The sequence below is a fragment of the Amycolatopsis sp. NPDC051373 genome (assembly GCF_040689465.1).
Taxonomy (GTDB): domain Bacteria; phylum Actinomycetota; class Actinomycetes; order Mycobacteriales; family Pseudonocardiaceae; genus Amycolatopsis.
Genome location: NZ_JBFBAE010000017.1, coordinates 78,449 through 99,761 on the forward strand (window position 1 = coordinate 78,449; position 21,313 = coordinate 99,761).

A 21,313-nucleotide genomic window follows, 5' to 3' on the forward strand; every position below is an offset into this window, starting at 1 on the left:
TTTCAGAGCTTTTCCGCTGCTTCGTAGAGGTTCTTCGCGTCCGCGCCGAGCGGGGCGCCCTCCAGGCTGAGGGTCTTGGACTCGCCGGTGGTCTCGTCGTAGTCGAGCTCGCCGCGGCTGGTGACCGAGAAGATCTCGCCGTTGCCGGTCCAGCGGTTGAAGCCGTCGAACCACGGGCCGCCGCTGGAACCGCCGGCCATGTCGCACGTGGACATCCAGTGGTCGGACGCGGTCGGGTCCTGGTGCGTGGGCAGGTCGCACCACATCAGCGCTTCCCCGAAGTACGCCTTCGAACCGGGGTAACCGACGATCGCGGCCTGCGTGGTTCCCTTGTGGTCGAAGGAAAGCCGCTGCGTGCCCGCGATCTGGGCGACGTGGCGGCCCTGCTGCTGGTCGAGCACGACCATGGCGACGTCGGGTTCGCTACCCGTGGTGTAGGAGTGCCGGAAGGCGAGCGCGCGCGTCGCGAATACCCCGTGCGGACGGCGGCCCTGGTCGTAGCCGGGCACGAACACGGAGTTCTTGATCGGGATCACCTGGTCCTCACGGTTCAGCCCGGCGTACGCGCAGTGCCCGGCCGTCACGAGGACGTCGCCACTCGTGCTCGGCACGGCGGTCGCGGTGCACCAGGTGTCCAACGGCGCCTCGCCGGGCGAGACCTCGCTGAAGAACAGCCGTCCGACGCCCTGCGGGCCCGGTCCTGACCAGCGTTTCGCGACCTGCTCCACGCGGTCGATCGTGTCGGCGCCGGCGGCCTTCATCTTCTCGGGTGTCCAGTACGCGAGTGCGGCCGCGCGGTCGGCGGTGCTGAAGGCGGTCACGTCGTTCTCACCGGCAGCCGAAGCGGCGGTGGTCGTCGTGGCAGCTGTGGCGGCGGTGGCCACCACGGCCGCGAGGGTCACCAGGGTGCGGCGGATCGTCAAGATCGTCATGACCAGGAGACGGCCGGGGACGCGGGCGGTTCCGACCCGGTCCAGTGAATTGCCCGATCTTGCGACTGTGTCGATCGTCACTAATCCGACCACAGTCACGGCCGAATGGCTTCGTAGCGACGGTTACGTGCCCGCGTGGGGGGTCGGCCTACTTTTGGCCGGATTAGTAAGGAGGGTGCCGCCGAGGGCGTCGAGGATCTTCTCGCACGTCGCGGCGAAGCGGGCGGCTTCGGTGGGCGAGACGACGTCGAAGAAGAGCCTGCGGACCTGCGCCACGTGGGCAGGGGCGGCGTCGACGATGGCCTGGTGCCCGGCGGGGGTGAGGCAGAACTCGGGGGAGCGCGCGTTGTCCGTGGGCTCACGGTAGACGAGGCCACGGCGTTCCATGCGCTTGAGATGGTGGGAGAGGCGGCTTTTCTCCCAGTCGGTCGACTCGATGAGCTCGTACGCGCGCATCCGCCCGTCTGGGGCTTCGGACAGGGTGACGAGGATCAGGTAATCGGCGCCGGAGAGGCCGAACTCGGTCTGCAAGTGGCGCGCGAGGGCGTGGTCGAGGCGCTGGCTCATCGCGAGAAACGAGCGCCAGGCACGCTGCTCGCCGTCGCCCAGCCAGCGCGGTTCTGTCATGAGGGGCGATGGTACCGGTGCCGGTTTCGCACCAGCACCGGCAAGGCGGCCAGCAACGCGAGACCGCGCACGGCGCCGGCGACGGGGTAGGGAACTCGCAGCCCGAAGGCCGCCGCGAGGAAGCCGCCGGTCAGCGTGCCGAGGGGGATGAGGCCCCAGCCGAGGAGCTTGTAGACGCTGGTGACGCGCCCGAGCAGCGGCGCCGGGACGAGGTCTTGGCGGAGGCTGACGGTGACGACGTTCCAGAGCGTGGTGACGAAACCGTTGAGGGCGAGGAAAACGCCGAGGACGGCGGCGTTCGGGCTGAGGCCGACGGCGGCGAAGACCGCGGCGTTCGCGGCGAGGCTGGTGACGAGTGCGCTGAGTGGCCCGATTTTCGCGACGATCCGGGCATTGACCAGACCACCGGCGACGCTGCCGACGGCCGCGGCCGCGAGCAGCGCGCCGTAGCCGCCGGGGCTGACGTGGAGGGTCTGGGTGGCGAGGAGGACGAGGGTCGCGGTGGCGAGCTGGCCGCAGAAGGTGTTGACGCCCAGGAGAATCGCGAGGGTGCGCAGCAGCCGGTGGTGCGCGAGCCAGCGGAGCCCTTCGGCGATCGGGGCTTTCCGGGTGGCTTGGTGCGCGCGGCGCGGCAGTTTCGCGACGAGCGCGGCGGACGCGGCGAAGGAAACCGCGTCGAGCCCGAACGGGAGGGCCGCGGCGAGCGCGAACAACGCGCTGCCCAGCGGCGGGCCGGCGAACTGGACGCCCACCGTCTTGACGACCTGAAGGGAACCGTTGGCGTGGGGCAGCAACGGTTTCGGGACGACCTCGGGCAGAAACGCCTGCGCGGCCGTGCCGAAGACGACGTCGCCGGCACCGAGGGCGACGGCCGTGAGGACCAGCAACACGATCGTCGCCTGGTGGCCGGCGACGAGCAGCGCCACGGCACCGGCGACGGCGGCTTGCGCGAGCTGCGCGCGCGTCATGAGCCGGACGCGGTCGTGCCGGTCGGCCCAGGCGCCCGCGGGCAGCGAGAGCAGCAACCACGGCACGTACTCGGCGGCGGCCACGAGCGACACGAGCCTCGGATCGCGCGTGACGGTGACGGCCAGCAGGGGCATGGCCGTGACTAAGGCGCCGTTGCCGACGTTGTCGATCCCGTTGGCCCACCACAGCTTCCGGTACCCCGCCGGCAGTTTCGTCACGACGGGGATCTTGGTGGCGCTGCGCCGGCGGCGACATGATTTAGCTTCATGCTACATACTCGGTGGCGTGGCGGACATCGTCGAGGTGGGCGTCGCCGAGCTGGCGGCGACGCGGTTCGCCGTGTCGCCGTTGTCGGAGACGGTGGCGGCATTGCTCCAGGTCATGGGGCGCACCCGGGGGCCGCTGCACCAGCCGTGGTTGCGGTGGGTGGCCGACGAGCTCGCCCGTGAGCCGCTCGACGTGCCGCTGGTCTGGGCTTTGCTGACCGCCAAGGGGTTGGGCTGGCCGAACTTTCTCGTCCCCGCTCCGGCGCACGCGACCAGCACGATCGACGACGATCTCGCCATGCTCGGGCGCACCGCGGCGCGCCAGGTGCGGGCCAGCATTTCGCGGGTTTTCGGGGACGATCCGCCGCCGATCGTCGCGGAGTTCGTGGCGCGTCCGGCCGCGGGGTTGCGCGTGCTGGCGGCCGAGTTGCGCGTGGCTTACGTTCGGCTGGTGGCGCCGCATTGGCCACGGATCCGGGCCGTGCTGGACGCCGACGTCGTCCACCGGGCGCGGCAGCTGGCGGTCGGCGGCGCGGAACGGCTGTTCGCCGATCTGCATCCGGAGCTGAGCTGGTCGGCGGGATGGTTGCGCCTCTCCGGGACGGGCCGGGACGTGGTCGTCAACCGGGGCCCGGGTGGTCTGGTGCTGATGCCGGTCGTGCTCGGCTCGCCCGACGTGCTGATCAAGCGCAACACCGCCACGCAGACCACCGTGCGGTATCCGGCACGCGGGGTCGGTGCACTGTGGACAGTCGGTGCCGCACCGGCCGGGGACGCCCTGGTCCGCCTGCTGGGCCGGGCGCGGGCCGAGCTGCTGGAAGCCTTGCGGTCGCCCGCGACGACCACGGATCTGGCGGTGTCGCGCGGTGTTTCGCCGAGCGCGGTGTCGCAGCACCTGCGCGTGTTGCGGGAGAACGGCCTGGTCGCGGGGCAACGGTCCGGGCGTTCGGTGCTGTACCTGACGACTCCGCTCGGCGAGGCGCTGCTCGGCCGGCGCGCTGTTACGTGATCCTGCGCAGCTGTTACGCGGCGCGGACATTCGCCTGACGGTCCGGGGACACGCGGGTTGCACCGTGGTCCGGGTGATCGTCGTGGGGTCATCCGGGAGTGGGAATGCCTGAAATGCGTGCCAAGTTCGTGCTGTTGCTGCTGCCCGCGGTGCTCGTCGCGGGGTGTTCGACGGCGGCGGCGGAGTGGCCGACGGGCGTCGCCTCGGGTTCTTCCGACCCCGACACCGATCCGGCGCAGGGCGGAATTCCGTCCGGGAAGTACCTCACGCCGTTCGACACGAGCTATCCGGCCGTGTCGAAGCTGGACCCGAACCTGCTGAAAGCGGTGCAGCAGGCGGCGACGGACGCGCGGGGGCGGGGGATCGAGTTCAAGGTGACTTCGGGGTGGCGGAGCAAGGCGTATCAGCAGCGGCTGCTCGAAGAGGGGATCCAGAAGTACGGGAGCCTCCAGAGCGCGCGCCAATACGTGAACACGCCGGAGAAATCGACGCACGTCTCCGGCAAGGCCGTGGACATCGGCCCGACCGACGCCGACGACTGGCTCATCCGCCACGGCGACGACTACGGCCTCTGCCAAGCGTATTCCAATGAGCTGTGGCATTTCGAGTTGCTCACGACGCCGGGTGGCACGTGCCCGGCGCCGTTGCCGAACGCCGCGGGTTAGCTTTCCTTGGTGCGGCGGCGAAACGTGTCGAGCAGGAAGCACGCGACCGGGTCGTCGCCGCGTTCCGGGGTGCCGAAGCCGGGTCCCGGTGGGGTGACCACGCGGCCGTTCGACGTGGTGAAGGCCGTGCCGGTGGCCGACGCCGTGGCCGGCACCGTCTCGAACGCCAGCGAGCCGCCGATCACGGCCAGCGCCGCGACCCCCTTGCCGATGGTCCTCATCCGCTCCTCCTCCGGTTCGTGACACCGAGCTTGGCACGCGAATTCGTCACCGGTCAAACAGGTTATGCATGAGGTAATACTTCGGTCAGGTCTTCGGCGCGCAGTCATCCTCCCGCGGCGTTCACTACCTGGTGGACGCCTGTGGTTACTCAAGGTTGCTTTCGTGGGGGCAATCCCACTTCGAGCGGTAATCCGTCCGTGGTGTGGGCATATTTCGAGTGAGCGGGCCAGGCCGGTGAATGAATCACCGGCGGCCGCGCTCCGCGGCGGATCGTCCGCTCGCGCACAGGGAGGGAGCCACCCCATGACCAGCACTCTTCGCCGGGCCGCCACCATCACCGCTCTGGCCGGCGCGGCCGCCGCCTCCGTCGCGTTCATCAGCGTGGGCACGGCGTCGGCCATGCCCACCGACTTCCGCTGCACCGCGGCTCAGGTCGACACCACCATCGTCGCCGGCGACCCGGGCGCCGGCCAGCGCTACGCGAACGTCGTGTTCACCGCGAAGCCCGGCGAGTCCTGCAACTTCCAGGGCGCTCTGCCGGTCTCCTTCACCGGCGCCGACGGCGTCACCGTCACCCCCGAGGCCGGCTCCTCGGACGCGCCCCTGGTGACCATCGCCGACGGTCAGCAGGCCACCATGCTCCTGCACTGGAGCGGCATCGAGGCGCCCGAGCACCAGGTCCAGCCCACCGCCGTCACCATCACGGCCCCCGGCACCACGACCCCTCGCGGCGACACCAGCGACCCGCAGATCACGCTGCCGTGGGACCAGTCGCCCCTCGACGCTTCCGCCGAGGCCCACAATGTCACGGTGGGACCGGTCATCGCCGCCTGACGCCGGGGCTCGTCGCACGGCCCGAGGGGTGCTGACGTGCCATGATCGGGCCACGCGGCGTCGATTCCTGGAGATGGCATGACCACAACCGGCCGGCGGGAGGCTGAGCTCAACAGCGGGATCCTCCCCGGCAACGTGCACGTGGACGACTGGGTGATGTTCGTGCTCGCCGTCGTCTCTGTCGGGGGCCTGGGCTACCTGCTGCTCGGCCCCCCGCCGCCGGCGGAGCTCGACGCGTGGTTCTTCGGCGTCGACTGCGTGGTCTGCGGCATCTTCCTGCTCCACTTCCTCTGGCGGTGGCGCAAGGTCGCCTGGCGCATGGCCTTCCTGACGCGCAACTGGTACGAGGTCTTCGCGATGATCCCGGTCGCGTACCCGCCGTTCGTCGCGCAGCACCACCTGATCGCCGGGCTGCTGCTGCTCATCCGCATCGGCCGCGCGGCCGACCGGGCCGTCGGGGAGCAGTTCTTCTACCGCCTGGTGGAGAAACTTTCCGACCCGATCGTGCGCGCCATCAAGAAACCCGTGACGATCGCCGTGCTGGACGAGGTCGTCAAGGTCCTCGAGACGGGCAACTACCCGGAGAACCTCGCGAAGTCCCTCAGCGAGAACAAGGTGGAACTCCGGGCCATCATCACGGAAAAACTCGCCGCCGACCCGCAGCTCGGCCGCCTGCGCCGCCTGCCTTTCCACGACGAGATCGTCCGCGCGGCCGTCGACGCTTCCTTCCGGGTCTTGCTGGAGGTCCTCCTGGACCCCCGCATCGACGACTTCTTCTCCGCCGTGGTGAGGGAAAACCGCGAACAGATCCGCCGCGCCGTTGCCCTCGGCCTGAACGAGTTGGACGACTCCCCGGACGAAGGCCTGCTCCGCACCCGGCCACAGCGCACTGCGGCACGGGAGTACGACCTCAGCCATCCCCGTCCGGAACCGACCAAACCGCCTGAGAAGCGGTGGTGACCGGAGGCGGCTGCTGGGGTGTGGCCGTGTCCAGCGTGCACCCGGTCAGCACGCCGCCCAGCGTCGCGCCGGCGGCGAAAGCGAGCGTGACGGCGCGGACCGCGTAGCCGGCCGTGCAGTGGATCTCCATGTCGACCCCATTCATGTCGATGTGACGATTATGGGATTCACGGTAGGCCTGACCGCCTTTAACGTCAAGGTGACGAGAATTTCGTCAGGAGCTGCGCAGCATCGCGGGGTGCAGGATGGTGGCCGGGCCGCGCCGGAACACGGCTGCGGGGCGGCCGGCCTGGCGTGACACCCGTTCACCGGTCGGTACCAGAAAACCCGGCACACTCATGATCTTGCGGTGGAAGTTTCGGGGATCGAGGGTTTCGCCCCAGACGATCTCGTAGACCTCGCGCAGGTCTGTCACGGTGAACTCGGGACCGCAGAACGCCGCCGCGAGCGTGGTGTACTCGAGCTTGCTCCGCGCGCGTTCCACGGCATCGGTGATGATCTTCTTGTGGTCGAACGCGACCGTCGCCCGCGGTCGCAGCACCTTGTCCACGGGCATGAGCACCGCCTCGCTCGCGTCTCCGCCCGCTGCGGGCTCCGGCAGGTTCGGCGAGAAGCCGAGGTAGCACACGGTGACGACCCTGCGACGCGGATCGCGCCCCGGTGTCCCGTACGTGCGCAGCTGCTCCAGGTGCAGATCCTTCGCGTGCAGCCCGGTCTCTTCTTGCAACTCGCGTGCGGCAGCGACGTCGAGGTCCTCCTCGGTTGAAGCGAGGAATCCGCCGGGGAGTGCGAGCGTCCCCTCGTAGGGCGGGATTCCACGCTTCACCAGCATGATCTGCAGCGCTCCGTCGTGGACTGTGAGCACGGCGAGGTCCACGGCGACGGCGACCTCGGGCGGGGTCCAGTCCTCGTCGTCAGGCATCGTCGGCGCATTCCGCGGCGCCCGGGCGAGTGTCCATAGTGCACAGTGTAGCCGCCGGGAAAATATTCGTCGTATTGACGAGAATGCGCCGTGCGGTCTACCGTGCAACTTGCACTCATCACCTCCCGCCGCCGACCCCGTCCGACCGGGCCGCCGGTCACCCCGTGCTGCCCGGGAGGAAACGCCATGACGGAAACGATTCGGAGTGACCCCATGATCGTCATCCTCACCGCGCTGGACATCGAGCACGGAGCGGTCCGTGCCCGCATGACCGGTGTGGAGCAGCGCAGCCACCGGGCCGGCACGCTGTTCGACGTCGGCACGCTCGACGACTGGCCGGGGTGCACCGTGGCCCTCGCGGTCACGGGCATGGGCAACGACAAGGCCGCCGCGCTCGCCGAACGCGCCGTCGCGGAGTTCTCCCCGGCGGCGATCCTCTTCGTCGGTGTCGCGGGCAGCCTGCGCGAATGGCTCCAGCTCGGCGACGTGGTCGTGGCGGACAAGGTTTACGCCTACCAGGGCGGCCGCAGTGTCGACGAAGGGCTGCTGAGCCGGCCGCGGGCCTGGGAGCTGTCCCACTGCGCGGACCAGATCGCGCGCTCACTCAAGCGCGACGGCACCTGGAGCCGTTGTCTGTCGGAGGAGATCCGGGGCAACACCCCGCGTGTCCACTTGGGACCGATCGCGGCCGGCGACGTGGTGCTCGACTCCAAGCTCTCCGACGTCGCGGACCTCTTGCACAAGAACTACAACGACGCCGTGGCCGTGGAGATGGAGAGCGCCGGCCTGGCGCTGGCCGGTCACCTCAACGCGAACATCCCGGCCGTCACGATCCGCGGTATCAGCGACCACGCCGGCGGCGAAAAGGAACTCACCGACCGCGAAGGCTGGCAGGGGCCGGCTTCCCGCAACGCCGCGGCCTTCGCCGTCGCACTGGCCGCTGCCCTCGACGACGGGCGAGACGGTGAGGGCAGCGCGAAGGAGGAGCCGGCGGTGCTGCCGAGTCCGGGGCCGACCCTGATCGCGCGGGACAACGCCCGCGTCCGGCACCAGATCGGTGTGATCAACGGCGGCGCGAATTTCGGTGGTGAGAAGTAATGAACCTCCCACCACAAGAGAGCGGCCCCATCGCCCAGGGCGACGCTCAGGTCGGCTACCAGATCGGCGCGATCCACGGTCCGACCACTTTCCACGACAACGGGACCTATCACATCAACCAGGAGGATCCGCCGGATCGGAAGTTCAAGGTCGCTCTCAACCACCTGCGGGGTGGTACCGCGCGTGCCGCCGAATCGATCTTCGCCGAACTGCTGCGGAACGGACACGCCGGCACCCAGATCGCCTACTACTACGCGCTCTCGGTCTTCAGTGAACGCTCGCTGAACGAGATGGGCGACGAAATGTACTCGCGGTACCAAGACGCGAACCGCACGGCGGCGCGGTTCCCGGACGACGAGTGGCGGGCCGCGCTCGCCGTGGTGGCCGATCTGCTTTCGTGCGTGTGGGGGCAGGAAAGCGGGGAGGCTCTCGAACAGACGGCGCTGACCAAGGCCATCGACAACTTCAACGCCCTGCCCATCGGCCGTCAGATCGAGATCACCCGGCACCTCGACATGATGCTCGGCGGGGCGATCCAGGACCACCTCGACGTGGTCGAAGCCGAGCGGGTGGCGAAGGCGCGACTGGGTGGTGGCAGAACGAAGCGCGCGTGGAAGTTCTTCGAGCCCACCCCGGCCAAGCCCAGGGTCCTCGGTGTGCCGCCGGTGAACGTTCCCGCGGCGACGTGGGCGCGGATCTGGCTGGGTGTCGCGGCGTTCGTGATCGCGGTGATCGTGGCGCTTGCTTCGATCGGTTCGGGAAACACGGCGCTCGGACTGGTCGCCCTGGTCATTTTCGGTGCCGGTTTCGGCGGTGCCCTGCGGTTCGGGCTCGACCGGGAGTTCCGGGCCAGGAAGCTGGCGTGGCTGGACGCCGAGCACGGATACACCTTGCAGCGACAGGCGATGGTGTCACCGGGGCACTGGGTTTCGACCGACTTCGTCCGGCAGATCCACGAGCAGGTGGACGCGCGGTTCTCCGAAGCCCGGCCGCACGTCGAAGGTCCGTGGCAGGCGGCGACCGAAGGGGTCCGCGAGTACCTCAAGTGGCGGTTCGTCACCCTCTACGGAAACGCCCAGGTCAAGGCCACCATGGTGAACTGGCTGATCCGGTGGCACGCGAAACGCGTCGCGGACGGCTGGCTGACCGGCACGAGGTTCGGCTATCGCGCGGCCTTGCTGCCGTCCTCGCGAACGGTCGCGCTGTTCCGCGTGGGTGCCGCGGCAGCGGTCGCCGGATTCGTGGGAATGGCGAGCTCGCAAGCCGGGTACGTCGGCGGCGCGGTCTTCGCGGCGGTCGGCGCGTTTCTCGTGTGGCGTCCGGTTGTGCAGGTCTATGCCGTGCGGCAGTTGCAGACGGAGCAGGAAGCGGCCGGCCGGCGATTGTTCGCCGAGGAGCAGCAGGGCTACGACGCGTGGCTGGCGGTGCTCTCCGATCGGCCGACGGACGCGGAGATGGCCGTGTGGCTGGACCTCGACAAGTCCCACCTCAAGACCGCGGCACTGCGCCGGGTTTCCCTCGCGAACCGCGACGTCGTCGCTCACGTGGTTCTCACGGAAGGCGATCCCTCCGCGCTGCGCGCCCGCGAATTCGGCGGGCCGATGCGGTACTCGAAGTACGTGGTTCTCGTGTTCCTCCTGACGCGCAGCGGCGTGCGGGAGATCGAGGTGGATCTCGACTTCCTGAACGCGAACGTCCACGACGAGCGGCGGACCTCTTTCCGGTACGACGCCCTGGCATCCGCGCGGGTGTCCGAGGTGGGCGTGCGCTACGCCGACAACAAGCGCTACATCGTGCGGTCCGACGACACCGCCGCGCACCTGGACAAGCACACCCTGCGTAAGCGGGCGTTCCGGCTGCGCCTGCTCGACGGGGACGACATCTCGGTGGTCGTCGAGACCTACCGCCGTCAGGTCGACGTGACCGAGGAAGAGGACGAGGCCCGGCTCAACTTCTTCGCGCTCGAGGCGTCCGGCATCGTCGGTGCGCTGCACGTGCTCGAAGCCGTCGCCGCCGAAGGCCGGGACTGGATCGCGCGGGAGCAGGAACGCCGCCGGCGACGGTCCGAGGACTGGCGCCGCGCCGGCGGGCCGAGGTTGCTAGCCGACGGGCTGCGTGACCCCTTCGGTGAAGACGGCCCGGAGGCGGGACCGCAGGTCCCCGAGCCACGATGACCCGGGGGAGGGAAACCCGGGGGCGGTCTTCGGGCCGCCCCCGGGCCTCGGCCGGCGGCGCCGTCAACCGCTGAACGAGTGCTGCACGCCCCGGCCCGGGCGGCCGACGGGCGGGAGTACGCTGAAGTCCTTCGTTGTCGTTGCTGCACAAGGGTGTGTTGGCGCGCACACGGGGTGTTCCGATCGTTTCCGAGGCAAGCTGGGGAGCGTCGGGAGCCGAGGCGCGGGTTGGAGACGTGAACGTGGTTGATAGTGGGCAGCAGGTGCAGCCGTGCCGACGGCAGGAGTGCTCGGAGGACTCGCTGTGGCGCGGGCTGTGCGCCGCGCACTGGAGCCGGTGGCAGCGTGGCCAGGACGCCCTCGAACTGGCCGACGACGACGTGCCGCCGCCGCCCGCGCAGGTGTGGTGGCCGCCGGAGCGCCAGGCGTTGCCGTTGAGCAGCCGGGTGCTGCCGGGGTCCTGACCTCGGAGGGGGATCAGCTCTGATCCGAAGGGATCTCCACCTCGGCCCACAAACTGGGCAGGTTCACCACGATCCCCTCCTGGCTGCTGCGCGCGATGATCACCACGGCGTCCTCGCCCGTGGGGTTCTCCTCGCGGTGCGGCACGTACGGCGGCACGAACACGTAGTCGCCCGGTGAGGTTTCCAGGCGGATCTCCGAAGGGCCGTCCGCGAAGACGAACACCGGGTGGCCCGACTGCACGTAGATGGCGGTCTCGGCTTCGCCGTGGTGGTGGTCGCCGGAGTTGGTGTGGGGCGTGACGTGCGTTTCGCCCATCCAGACCTTCTGCGAGCCCACCGTTTTGCCCGAGATGGCCTCGAGCCGGCGCATCCCGGTGGTCTGGTTGGTGTCCCCGGTCAACGAGCCGCCGCGGATGTGGCGCAACGGCTGGTGCCACTGGTCGGTCATCGGGCCTCCACAGTCGATTCCACCACCGTAAGGCGAGCCGGGCCCACGCGCAGCACGCCGTCGTCGAGCGGGACGCAGCGCACGCCGCCGCGGCCGCGCAGGCCGCGGAAGGCGCCGGGGGCGACGGAGACGTCCATCCAGGCACACGGGTTCGCCGGGCGGCGGGCCTGGAAACGCACGGGGCCGTCGCCGCTGTCCAGGGTGAACACGGCTCCCGGATGTGAGCGCGTGGCGGCGAGGTCGTCGACGCGGAAGCCGCGCAAGACGATGTTGCGGCGGGTCAGCAGCGGGTCCACCGGCCCGAACGCGTCGAGCGCCGCGACATCGAACACCGTCACGGCGGCGTCGCGGTGCGCGGCGTGGTTGAAGTAGCGGTCGCCGACCAAACCCAAGCCCGCGCGCACTTCCACGCACGAGCGGGACACCGGCCCGGGATCCGGCCGCGGGCCGTCGGACGGGCGGCCCTCGAACGCGTGCACCGGTGATACGAGCAGCGAAACGATCTCCACCGGCGTGCCGTCCACGCCCCGACCCTACCCGCGCCAGGATCACACGCCCTCCGAGCGCATCCGGGAAAAGGACAACCAGGATCAAACGGTGGTAGCGTCTTCCGCCACCAAACACGGGGGAGACTGCCGTGACCTGGTACGACCGCGTCTTCGTCGACACCGGACGCGCCGCCGCGATGTGGGCGGTGGTCGGGTTCCTCGTCACGTTCGTGGTCGTCCGCGGCATCACGCGCCGCATCCGCGCGAAGCAGCGAAAACCCCAAGGTAAAACCGGCCTGATCCGCGATATTCACATCGGCGGCGTCCACGTGCACCACCAGGTGTGGGGCATCCTGCTGGTGCTGGTCGTCGGCGCGCTCGAGTTCCGGTTCTCGCCCGACGCGCCATGGGGTGAGATCCTCGCCGCGCTGTTCGGGGTGGGCGCCGCGCTCGTGCTCGACGAGTTCGCGCTCTGGTTCTACCTCGACGACGTGTACTGGGCCGAAAACGGCCGCAAGTCCATCGACGCCGTGCTCATCGGCGGGTCTTTGGGCATCCTGCTGCTGCTCGAAGCGTCGCCGATCGGCGAGACGCGCGGGGAGTCGGCGATGTGGTCATACCTGCTGGGCATCGCCGTGCACCTGGTCACGGCACTGGTCTGCCTGCTCAAGGGCAAGCTCGCCACGGGCGTGCTGGGTGTCGTCGTGCCGCTGATCGCCCTGGTCGGCGCGCTGCGGCTGGCGAAACCCGACTCGGCGTGGGCCCGGCGCCGCTACGCCGGGCGCAAGCTCGACCGGTCGCGCCGGCGGTTCGGCGCCCGCTACACCGCGCGCCACAACCGCCTGCGGGACCTCTTCGGCGGAACCCCGACCCCGGACCTGAAGAAGAAACGCGTCAGCGGGAACGCGGGATCCGGCCGTCCGCACTGAGCATCCGCTGCAGCCGCGCACGCGCCATGCGGTGCAGCATCTCGCCGAGCTCCTCCGTCGCGATGCGGCCTTCGAGGTCCCGCCGCGTCGCGCGCACCACGTCCGCCACCGTCGTGGCGGGTACCCGTCCCGAAAACTCACCGGTCAACCAGACGCCGACCTCTTCCACCGCGTCGTGGCACTGAACGGTCATCGTTTTGCCTCGCTTCTGCTCGTGGGCTGGCCCCGACGTGGATTCGACGACCGGCCCCGCGAGCCATGACGGCAAACCGCGAGAAGTTCTTCAGAACAAGAAAAACCGGTGGGGAGCAAGGAAATCGCTCCCCACCGGCCTTGGTGAAACCGGAGGAAAATTACCGACTCAGAAGGACCACAACTGGTTCGCTGCTCCCGTGCACGTCCAGATCTGCAGCGGCGTGCCGTCGGCTGAACTGGGCCCGGTCGCGTCGAGGCACTTGCCGGAGCCCGTGTTCACCAGCTCGCTGGCCGAGTTGTGCGTCCACTGCTGCGCGGCCGTGCCGTTGCAGTCGTAGAGCCCCACCTTGGTGCCGTTGGTGGTGCCGGCCGCGGCGACGTCCATGCACTTGCCCAGCGCCTGCAGCGTCCCGCCGGTGGAGGTCCACTGCTGCGCGTTGGTGCCGTTGCAGGTGTAGAGGTCGATCTTCGTGTTGTTGGCGGAGTTGGCGCCGGCGACGTCCACGCACTTGCCGCCGTAACCCGTGATCTGCGTGCCGCCGGTCGGCGGTGGGGTGGTGCCGCCGCCACCGCCGGTGATGGCGTTGAAGATCCGCGAGTACGCGTACCCGGTGGCCCGGTCGTAGTCCTGGAGCTCCCAGAACGACAGCTCCTGCACGCCGTTCTGCGCCGCGAACGTCTCCAGCTGCTGCGCGTCCGACTGGCTGAACTGCGCGCCGTCGTCGTTGCGGCCGGCGATCGGCGTGAGGCCCATCTTGGCGTAGGCCGCCGACGTCGAGATGCCGTAGAGGCTCGCGAGCTGGCCCGCGGCCGTGCGCGCCGACGCGAGCGCATCCCCGAGCACCGGCTGGCCGTCGTAGAAGTCCATCACCATCAGGTTCACGACGCTGACGTTGAGGCCCTTGTTCTTGGCGTCGCGCAGGATGTCCATCTGCGTGGAACCGAGGCCACTCGGGTCGACGGCGAGGGTGTAGTCCACCTGCACGCTCGGGTTCTGCTGTTGCAGCGCCGCGAGCGCGGAGTTGCGGCGCGCGTTGGCCGCGGTGTCCTTGATGGTGTCTTCTTCGATGTCGAAGTCCAGGCGGGGCGTGCCGTACGTGTTGACCACGTTGGCGTAGGCCGCCGTGAGGCTCGAGGTGTTGGTGCACGTCTGCGCGATCTCACCGCCGGCGGCGCCGCCGAACGACGGAATCACGTTGCCGCCCGCGGCCTGCAGCGAGCTGATCTGCGATTTGAACGAGCCGACACCCGTGCCGTTGGCCTCCCACAGCTGGTTGCAGCCGGAGGAGGGCGTGAGGAACGCCAGGGTGTAGAACTTCGTGCCGGTCGCGTTCATGTCGGCGGCCATCTGACCGATGTCGCCGTCGCTGACCTGCAGGTACGGGGCCGAGTAGTGGGCGGGGAAAGCCGCGCCCGCGGCCGGGGCGGCCTCGCTCACGGCGGGGCTGACGGTGGCCATGGCGACGCCGGCCAGCACGGGCAGAGCCGCGGCAGCGAGCGTTCTGAGTTTCGAAATGCGCATTCCGTGAACTCCAGGGGGACGGGGAGGGAGAATTGCGCGCACGATTACCCGCGTCCGGCCGAATTGGCGAAAACGGCAGGGCCGGGTACGGGCGGGCAATTCCGGAGAAACGGTGGGGGACCGAATTGCCAGCCACTTCGTGCGTGTTGTGAAGAAAGTTATACCGGTCGTCCCAGTCCTTGGCAACGGGTTGCGGAGCGATCACAGCAGGTCATGGCCACATCCTGTCCGACAGGTTCAGACCAGACCGGGCCAGTGGTGCGCCCGGTGTCCACAAGGGTGAACACCGGGCGTCCTGTTTGTCGCATTGGTCTCTTTGGTTGTTCCGGTGAATGAAGCTTTGCGCTTTCCGGGTGAAACGTATTCGGGGCGGGGAAAGCCGGGTTAATTCACGCCCACGCCGCCGCGCGCGATCACTTCCGAGTACCACTGCGCGCTGCGCTTGGGCGTCCGCCGTTGTGTCGCGTAGTCCACGTGAACCAGGCCGAAGCGCTTGGCGTACCCCTCGGCCCACTCGAAGTTGTCCAGCAGCGACCAGTAGAAGTAGCCGCGCAGGTCCACGCCCTGGGCCAGCGCGTCGTGCGCCGCGCGCAGGTGCGCTTCGAGGAACGCGACGCGATCGGCGTCGGCGATCTCGCCGTCGTGCAGCACGTCAGGGTAGGAGGCGCCGTTCTCCGTCACATAGAGCGGCACCGGCCGATAGTCGCGGTGTACCTGCAGCAGCGACGTGGTGAGCCCGGCCGGCTGCACCTCCCAGCCCGAGTCCGTGAGCGGCGCGGTCGGGTCGGGGACGAAGTGCACGTCGGCCGCGCCGAGCCACTCCAGGCCCGCGGGTGAGCTGCCCCGCCGAGGAGAGCCGGCGACGCGGTAGCCGCGGTAGTAGTTCACGCCGAGCCAGTCGACCGGCGCGGCGATCACGGCCTCGTCGCCGTTGCGCACCACGTCGGCGAACCCGAACGGCGCGAGGTCCGCCACCACGTCGGCCGGGTAACCGCCGCGCAGCACGGGGTCGAGGAACAGCCGGTTCTGCTGCCCGTCGACGCGCCGCGCGGCTTCGGCGTCCTCGGGCGAGTCCGAATCCGCCGTGACCGGATACAGGTTGAGCGTGATCCCGGCGGGTACGCGAGGGGCGTCGCGGCGCAGCACGTCCATCGCCAGTCCGTGGCCGAGCAGCAGGTGGTGGGTCGTGGCGGCCGCGGCGGTGGCCGAAACGCGGCCCGGCGCGTGGATCCCCTTCGCGTAGCCGAGCATCGCCGCGCACCACGGTTCGTTGAGCGTCGACCAGCTCGCCACGCGGTCGCCGAGCACGCTCACGATCGTCTCCGCGTACTCGGCGAACCGGTAGGCCGTGTCACGCGAGGTCCAGCCGCCGAGGTCCTCCAGCCGCTGCGGCAAGTCCCAGTGGTACAGCGTCGCCCACGGCTGGATCCCCGCCGCCAGCAGCGAGTCGACCAGCCGGTCGTAGAAGGCGATACCCCGCACGTTCGGCACGCCGCCGGGCCGGATCCGCGGCCACGCCAGGGAGAACCGGTACGCGCCGAGGCCCAGCGAGCGCATCAGCTCCACGTCCTCGCGCGCACGCCGGTAGTGGTCGGCCGCCGGCTCGCCCGTGTCGCCGCCGCGGATCGCGCCCGGCCGGGTGGTGAAGGTGTCCCAGACGGACGGTTCGCGGCCGTCCACAGTGGTCGAACCCTCGACCTGGAACGCCGCCGTGGCAGCGCCCCAGACGAACCCGGGCGGGAACGCGAGGCCCGTCTGCGCGCACGCGGACAGGAGTTCGGCGGACAGGGGTTGTGGGGGCATGGTCACCCTTTCACGGCACCTTGCATGATCCCGGCCACGATCTGGCGGCCGAGCAGGAGAAAGACGATGAGGATCGGGATCGTCGCGAGCGTGGTGCCGGCGAGCACGAGCGAGTAGTCCACGTAGTAGCCGCTCTGCAGCTTCTCCAGCGCCACCTGCACGGTCGGGTTGCCGACGTCGAGCACGACCAGTGGCCACAGGAAGTCGTTCCAGGACATCATGAACGTGAACATCGCGAGGATCGCCGCCGCCGGGCGCACGGCCGGGAGGCACACGTTCCAGAAGATCCGGATCATGCTGCAGCCGTCCACGCGCGCGGCCTCGATGAGCTCGTACGGCACGGCGTCCACTGTGTACTGCCGCATCCAGAAGACGCCGAACGCGGTCACCAGGTTCGGCACGATCACCGCCTCCAACCCGCCGGCCCAGCCGAGCTTCGACATCGCGATGAACAGCGGGATGATGCCCAGCTGCGTGGGCACCGCGAGCGTCACCACGATGAACACGAACAACGCGTTGCGGCCGCGGAAGCGCAGCTTGGCGAAGGCGAACCCGGCGAGCGAGGAGAACAGCACCGTGGTGAGCGTGACCGTGCCGGACACGATCGCGCTGTTGGCCAGCGCCTTCCAGAACGGCACGGTGTCGAACACCCGCGCCGCGTTGGCGAAGAAGTTCCCGCCCGGCAGCAGCGGTGGCACGCGTTCGGTGAGCATCCCGTTGTCGCGGCTGGCGACGAGGAACGACCAGTAGAACGGGAACAGCGAGCCGAGCACGAACACGGCCAGCACCCAGTAGGTGGCCTTGCGCGGTTTGCCCAGCCGGCTCACCCGCGTGGTCAGCGTGGTCATTTGCCCCTCCGAGGGGTACGCGCGATCCGGCCGGTGAGCAGGTAGTTCAGGCCCGCGATGAGCACGATGATCAGGAACAGCACCCAGGCGATCGCCGACGCGTAGCCGAGGTCGAAGTTCTCGAACGCCGTCTGGTACAGGTACAGCGTCACCGTCTGGAACTGGTGGGTGGAGCCGCCGTTGTTCGAGCCGGGCATGGCGTCGAACAGCTTGGGCTCGGTGAAGATCTGCAGCCCGCCGATCGTCGAGGTGATGGTGACGAAGATCAGTGTCGGCTTCAGCAGCGGCAGCGTGACGTGCCGGAACCCCCGTACGGTGCCGGCGCCGTCGATCAGCGCCGCCTCGTGCAGCTCCTTCGGGATGGCCTGCATCGCGGCCAGCACGATCAGCGCGTTGTAGCCGGTCCAGCGCCAGTTGACCATGATGGCGATGGCCACGTGGCTCGCGAACCGGTTGGCCTGCCAGTCCACAGGGGACAGTCCGAAGGTCTGCAGGAGACCGTTCACGAGGCCGTACTTGGGGCCGAACAGGTTGGCGAAGATGATCCCGAGCGCCACCAGGCTCGCCGCGTACGGCAGCAGGATCCCGACGCGCCAGCCGGTCGCGCCGCGCAGCCGAGTCGACAGCAACGCGGCCAGGAGCACGGCGATGATCAGCTGCGGCGCGCTGGAGAGCAGGAAGATGCTCACGGTGTTCTCCAGCGAGTGCCAGAACTGCACGTCGGCGAAGAGCTCCTTGAAGTTGTCGAGGCCGATGAAGTCGGGGTTGTCGTCGCCGGCGTCCCAGTGGAACAGCGAAACGTACGCGGTGTAGAGCAGCGGGAACAGCCCCACGATGCCGAAGACGATGAAGAACGGTGCCACGTAAAGGTAAGGCGACGCCTTCACGTCCCACCTGGACAGCCGGTCGCGCAGCCCCGGCCGGGGTGCGGGTCGCCGCACCCCGGCCTGCGTGCCCTCGCGCGTGACGGTGGTCGTCACCGCGCGAGCTTCTTCGCGCCGTCCACGAGCTGCTGCCAGCCGTCGGCCGGCGACTTGCCCTGCTCCACGGCCTGGAGCGCGGGAGCCGTGACGTTCTCCTGGATCTGGCCGTCGTTCGGGCCCTTGTACTGCGGCTTCGCGACCTTCTTGGCCTGCGCCACGAACAGCTCGCCGATCTTCGCGCCGCCGAAGTACGCGTCGGTCTGGTTCAACAGCTCGGGGCTCTCCAGTGCCTTGACCTGGCTCGGGAACGTGCCCTTCGCCTGGAAGGCCTTGAGCTGCTGCTCCGGCGCCGTCAGCCATGCGGCCAGCGCCGCGGCCTCACGCGGGTGCTTGCTCTGCGTCGGCACGGCCAGGTACGAGCCGCCCCAGTTGCCGCCGCCACCGGGGAACGCGTCGGTGACCGCCCACTTGCCGGCGTTTTCCGGCCCGGCCTGCTCCTTGACCACGCCGAGCATCCACGCGGGACAGACCTTCGTGGCGAACGCGCTCTGGCGGAAGCCGGAGTTCCACTCGTTGCTGAACGCGGTGAGCTTCGCCGACTCGCCCTTCCCGACGGCGTCGGTCACCTTCGCCCACGCGTCCTTGATGCCCTGGGTGGACTCGACAGTGAGCTTGTCGTCCTTGTCGAGGTAACCGACGGGCAGCTGGTTGACCATCGCGTTGAAGTTCTGCGCGGCCGAGTCGAACCACGCCTTGCCGGTCTTCTGCGCGTACTGCGCACCCGCCGCGAAGTAGCTGTCCCAGGTGGCGAACATGGTCTTCACGGACGCGTCGTCCGTCGGCAGGCCGGCCTGCTGGAGCAGGTCCTTGCGGTAGCACATCGCGTCGGGCCCGATGTCCGTGCCGTAGCCGATGAGCTTGCCGTTCTTGTCCTTGCCGGCGTCGTACTTCCACGACAGCCAGCGGTCCGGGCTCGCGTCGGCCGGGCCGATCTGGGTGAGGTCGTAGAACTTCGACGACTTGCTGAGGATGTCGGAGAGGTGGCCTTCCTCCACGGCCTGCACGTCGGCGAGGCCCGAGCCCGCCGCGAGCTTGGTCATCATGTCCTGCGCGTACGGGCCGCCCTGGCCCGTCTTGCGGTGGGTGATCTTGATGTTCGGGTGCAGCCGCTCGTACTCCGGGATCAGCGCTTCGTAGCCGAACTCCGTGAACGTGGCCAGCGTGAGCTCCACGTGCTCGTCCGGCCCGGCCGCCGCCGGGATGTCGCTGCTGCTGCCACCGCCGCCACCGCACGCCGCCACGGCGAGCGCCGTCATCGTGATGCCCAGCGTGAGTGCCAGGCCCTTCCGGAACGTTGTCACCGTCGTCAACCCCTTGAAGGTTCAGTTTCTGGGAGCGCTCCCAGACGGTTGACGAGTGTGGGTCCGCTGGAGTTCCATGTCAAGAGTGGTTATCGGAGCGTGCCCTTCCGGGAGCGCTCCCTGAATCGTGCGGCTAAGCTGTCCGGCGATCACGAGTGGAGGGGTGGTGCAGTGGCGCCTCGGTCCGAGGACGAGCGCCCGACGCTGGAAGACGTCGCGGCGTTCGCCGGTGTGTCGCGCTCCACCGCTTCGCGGGCGTTGAACGACGACACCTACGTCAGCGCGCGGTCGCGCGAAAAGGTGCTCGCGGCGGCGCGCGATCTCGGCTACTCGCCGAACCAGGCCGCGCGGTCGCTGGTCACGCGGCGGACGGGCGCGATCGCCGTGGTGCTGTCGGAACCCGAGGCGCGGCTGCTCGACGACCCGTACCGCACGGCCGTGATGCGCGCCGGCTACCGCGAGCTGGCCGACGTCGGCTGCCAGATGGTGCTGATCTTCAGCGACACCCGCGAAGACCTCACACGCACGGTGCGCTTCCTCGAAGGCGGCCACGTCGACGGGGTGCTCGTGTTCGCGCCGCACCGCGCCGATCCGCTGCCCCGGGCGTTGCGGCTGCTTCGCGTGCCCGTCGTCTTCGGTGGTCAGGCGGCCGACCTGCGCCGCGGCGTGCACGTGGTCGACTTCGACAACGAGGGCGGCGCGCGCCTCGCCGTGCAGCACCTGGTGTCGGCCGGCCGCCGCCGCATCGCGACCATCGCCGGGCCCCAGGACCAGGGCGCACCCGTCGACCGCCTCGCGGGCTGGCGCAAAACCCTCGTCGACGCCGGCCTCGACCCGGCGGACCTCGCGGAGGAAGCCGACTTCACCCTCGCCGGCGGCGCCCGCGCCATGGCTTCGTTGCTCGACCGCGTGCCCGACCTCGACGCCGTGTTCGTGGCCAGCGACATGATGGCCGTCGGTGCCCTGCGCACGCTTTCGTCGGCAGGACGGTCCATTCCGGACGAGGTCGCCGTGGTCAGCTTCGACGACAACGCCACGCTGGCGCCCGAGATGACCCCGCCGCTGACCTCCGTGCACCAGGACCCGCGCGAGCAGGTGCACGCGATGGTGGAGACGCTGATGAACCTGCTCGACGGGAAGGAACCCCAGCCGCGTCAGCAAATCCTGCCGGTGTCGCTCACCGTCCGCGAGTCGAGCTGAAGTCCGTCAGGCCGACGAGGTAGGTGCGGTCCGCGTCGAAGCGCACGACGAGCTGGACACCGTTCGTGCCTTTCGGCATGTACGCGGTAACGGGCGAGCCGTCGAGGTTGTGAGCCGCCGACGCGGCCGCGACGAGCACGGCCCCCGTGCGGCCGAGGCCTCGTGGCCGGAGCCGCGCTCGGGCGCCACGGGGTGTCGGGCACGGTGCCCGCCCGCGCAAGGTGGCGGCGTCCTCCAGCTGGGAACGGCCGGGACGTTCCGGCTGATCGCGCAGGTCAGCGTTCATGCGGGCCGTCCTTCATCCGGCGTCGGAGGGTGGCCAGGGCGCGGTGGGCCGTCGACTTCACGGTGCCGGGTGGCACGCCGAGCGTGCGCGCGATCTCGGCCTCGCCGCGTCCCTGGCGACGACGATCGGCCCGGATCTTTCTGGTGCTCATGCGGGGTATCACGCGTT

General features: G+C 69.5%; 24 protein-coding genes. 9 read left to right on the forward strand and 15 right to left on the reverse strand.

Going from position 1 to position 21,313, the window contains the following annotated elements; genetic code table 11:
- Positions 1-2 precede the first annotated feature (2 nt).
- The 3 genes from AB0383_RS29505 to AB0383_RS29515 form a co-directional block, all read right to left on the reverse strand.
- Positions 3-932 (reverse strand): trypsin-like peptidase domain-containing protein, encoded by a 930-nt coding sequence (locus AB0383_RS29505; RefSeq protein ID WP_366189096.1) that lies wholly within the window; start codon positions 930-932, stop codon positions 3-5.
- Positions 933-1,055: 123 nt separating this feature from the next.
- Positions 1,056-1,559, reverse strand: a complete 504-nt coding sequence (locus tag AB0383_RS29510) for a MarR family winged helix-turn-helix transcriptional regulator (protein ID WP_366189097.1) — start codon at positions 1,557-1,559, stop codon at positions 1,056-1,058.
- The gene (locus tag AB0383_RS29515; protein WP_366189098.1) at positions 1,556-2,746 is read right to left on the reverse strand and encodes an MFS transporter; all 1,191 of its coding nucleotides are present in this window, start codon (positions 2,744-2,746) and stop codon (positions 1,556-1,558) included. The genes AB0383_RS29510 and AB0383_RS29515 overlap by 4 nt, the downstream gene beginning before the upstream one ends.
- Before the next feature lie 67 nt (positions 2,747-2,813).
- Here AB0383_RS29515 and AB0383_RS29520 point away from each other — a divergent pair, with 67 nt between their 5' ends.
- A complete protein-coding gene (locus AB0383_RS29520) occupies positions 2,814-3,803 on the forward strand; it encodes an ArsR family transcriptional regulator (RefSeq protein WP_364172359.1) in 990 nt (329 codons plus the stop codon).
- 104 nt (positions 3,804-3,907) lie between these two features.
- The gene (locus tag AB0383_RS29525) at positions 3,908-4,468 is read left to right on the forward strand and encodes a M15 family metallopeptidase (RefSeq protein WP_364172357.1); all 561 of its coding nucleotides are present in this window, start codon (positions 3,908-3,910) and stop codon (positions 4,466-4,468) included.
- Here the strand turns inward: AB0383_RS29525 and AB0383_RS29530 are convergent.
- The gene (locus AB0383_RS29530) at positions 4,465-4,689 is read right to left on the reverse strand and encodes a hypothetical protein (RefSeq protein WP_366189099.1); all 225 of its coding nucleotides are present in this window, start codon (positions 4,687-4,689) and stop codon (positions 4,465-4,467) included. The genes AB0383_RS29525 and AB0383_RS29530 overlap by 4 nt on opposite strands.
- 304 nt (positions 4,690-4,993) lie before the next feature.
- Here AB0383_RS29530 and AB0383_RS29535 point away from each other — a divergent pair, with 304 nt between their 5' ends.
- Positions 4,994-5,524 (forward strand): DUF4232 domain-containing protein, encoded by a 531-nt coding sequence (locus AB0383_RS29535; RefSeq protein ID WP_366189100.1) that lies wholly within the window; start codon positions 4,994-4,996, stop codon positions 5,522-5,524.
- Between the two features lie 78 nt (positions 5,525-5,602).
- A complete protein-coding gene (locus AB0383_RS29540; protein WP_366189101.1) occupies positions 5,603-6,484 on the forward strand; it encodes an ion transporter in 882 nt (293 codons plus the stop codon).
- A gap of 214 nt (positions 6,485-6,698) precedes the next feature.
- Here AB0383_RS29540 and AB0383_RS29545 read toward each other — a convergent pair whose 3' ends face one another.
- Positions 6,699-7,406 (reverse strand): NUDIX domain-containing protein, encoded by a 708-nt coding sequence (locus tag AB0383_RS29545; RefSeq protein ID WP_364172348.1) that lies wholly within the window; start codon positions 7,404-7,406, stop codon positions 6,699-6,701.
- 186 nt (positions 7,407-7,592) lie between these two features.
- Between AB0383_RS29545 and AB0383_RS29550 the strand changes: the two genes are divergently transcribed.
- From AB0383_RS29550 to AB0383_RS29560, 3 genes are all read left to right on the forward strand, one after another.
- Positions 7,593-8,504, forward strand: coding sequence for a 5'-methylthioadenosine/S-adenosylhomocysteine nucleosidase (locus AB0383_RS29550; RefSeq protein WP_364172346.1), 912 nt, complete (start codon positions 7,593-7,595; stop codon positions 8,502-8,504).
- Complete coding sequence (locus tag AB0383_RS29555) at positions 8,504-10,678, forward strand: hypothetical protein (protein WP_366189102.1); 2,175 nt, start codon at positions 8,504-8,506, stop codon at positions 10,676-10,678. Before AB0383_RS29550 ends, AB0383_RS29555 begins: the two co-directional genes overlap by 1 nt.
- 236 nt (positions 10,679-10,914) lie before the next feature.
- A complete protein-coding gene (locus AB0383_RS29560; protein WP_364172344.1) occupies positions 10,915-11,142 on the forward strand; it encodes a hypothetical protein in 228 nt (75 codons plus the stop codon).
- A gap of 13 nt (positions 11,143-11,155) precedes the next feature.
- Here AB0383_RS29560 and AB0383_RS29565 read toward each other — a convergent pair whose 3' ends face one another.
- The gene (locus AB0383_RS29565; RefSeq protein ID WP_364172342.1) at positions 11,156-11,590 is read right to left on the reverse strand and encodes a cupin domain-containing protein; all 435 of its coding nucleotides are present in this window, start codon (positions 11,588-11,590) and stop codon (positions 11,156-11,158) included.
- On the reverse strand, positions 11,587-12,114 hold the full coding sequence (locus tag AB0383_RS29570; protein ID WP_220244170.1) for a molybdenum cofactor biosysynthesis protein: 528 nt from the start codon (positions 12,112-12,114) through the stop codon (positions 11,587-11,589). The genes AB0383_RS29565 and AB0383_RS29570 overlap by 4 nt, the downstream gene beginning before the upstream one ends.
- Positions 12,115-12,227: 113 nt before the next feature.
- On the opposite strand from AB0383_RS29570, the gene AB0383_RS29575 reads away from it, so the two are divergent.
- The gene (locus AB0383_RS29575; RefSeq protein WP_364172341.1) at positions 12,228-13,007 is read left to right on the forward strand and encodes a hypothetical protein; all 780 of its coding nucleotides are present in this window, start codon (positions 12,228-12,230) and stop codon (positions 13,005-13,007) included.
- On the opposite strand, the gene AB0383_RS29580 is transcribed toward AB0383_RS29575, so the two are convergent.
- From AB0383_RS29580 to AB0383_RS29605, 6 genes are all read right to left on the reverse strand, one after another.
- On the reverse strand, positions 12,973-13,200 hold the full coding sequence (locus AB0383_RS29580; RefSeq protein WP_364172339.1) for a hypothetical protein: 228 nt from the start codon (positions 13,198-13,200) through the stop codon (positions 12,973-12,975). The two genes, AB0383_RS29575 and AB0383_RS29580, sit on opposite strands and share 35 nt — an antisense overlap.
- Before the next feature lie 168 nt (positions 13,201-13,368).
- A complete protein-coding gene (locus AB0383_RS29585; protein WP_364172337.1) occupies positions 13,369-14,724 on the reverse strand; it encodes a ricin-type beta-trefoil lectin domain protein in 1,356 nt (451 codons plus the stop codon).
- Positions 14,725-15,108: 384 nt separating this feature from the next.
- Complete coding sequence (locus tag AB0383_RS29590; protein WP_364172335.1) at positions 15,109-16,527, reverse strand: GH1 family beta-glucosidase; 1,419 nt, start codon at positions 16,525-16,527, stop codon at positions 15,109-15,111.
- 2 nt (positions 16,528-16,529) lie between these two features.
- Positions 16,530-17,375 (reverse strand): carbohydrate ABC transporter permease, encoded by an 846-nt coding sequence (locus tag AB0383_RS29595; protein ID WP_366189103.1) that lies wholly within the window; start codon positions 17,373-17,375, stop codon positions 16,530-16,532.
- Positions 17,372-18,355 carry a sugar ABC transporter permease gene (locus AB0383_RS29600; protein ID WP_366189104.1) on the reverse strand — a complete coding sequence of 328 codons (984 nt, stop codon included), beginning with the start codon at positions 18,353-18,355 and terminating at the stop codon, positions 17,372-17,374. The genes AB0383_RS29595 and AB0383_RS29600 overlap by 4 nt, the downstream gene beginning before the upstream one ends.
- Complete coding sequence (locus AB0383_RS29605) at positions 18,352-19,659, reverse strand: ABC transporter substrate-binding protein (protein ID WP_366189105.1); 1,308 nt, start codon at positions 19,657-19,659, stop codon at positions 18,352-18,354. Before AB0383_RS29605 ends, AB0383_RS29600 begins: the two co-directional genes overlap by 4 nt.
- Before the next feature lie 171 nt (positions 19,660-19,830).
- On the opposite strand from AB0383_RS29605, the gene AB0383_RS29610 reads away from it, so the two are divergent.
- Positions 19,831-20,859, forward strand: a complete 1,029-nt coding sequence (locus tag AB0383_RS29610; RefSeq protein WP_364172330.1) for a LacI family DNA-binding transcriptional regulator — start codon at positions 19,831-19,833, stop codon at positions 20,857-20,859.
- On the opposite strand, the gene AB0383_RS29615 is transcribed toward AB0383_RS29610, so the two are convergent.
- Entirely contained in the window at positions 20,837-21,145 is a 309-nt protein-coding gene (locus AB0383_RS29615) for a hypothetical protein (RefSeq protein WP_364172329.1), read from the reverse strand. The two genes, AB0383_RS29610 and AB0383_RS29615, sit on opposite strands and share 23 nt — an antisense overlap.
- On the reverse strand, positions 21,135-21,296 hold the full coding sequence (locus AB0383_RS29620) for a sigma factor-like helix-turn-helix DNA-binding protein (RefSeq protein WP_364172327.1): 162 nt from the start codon (positions 21,294-21,296) through the stop codon (positions 21,135-21,137). Before AB0383_RS29620 ends, AB0383_RS29615 begins: the two co-directional genes overlap by 11 nt.
- Positions 21,297-21,313 lie beyond the last annotated feature (17 nt).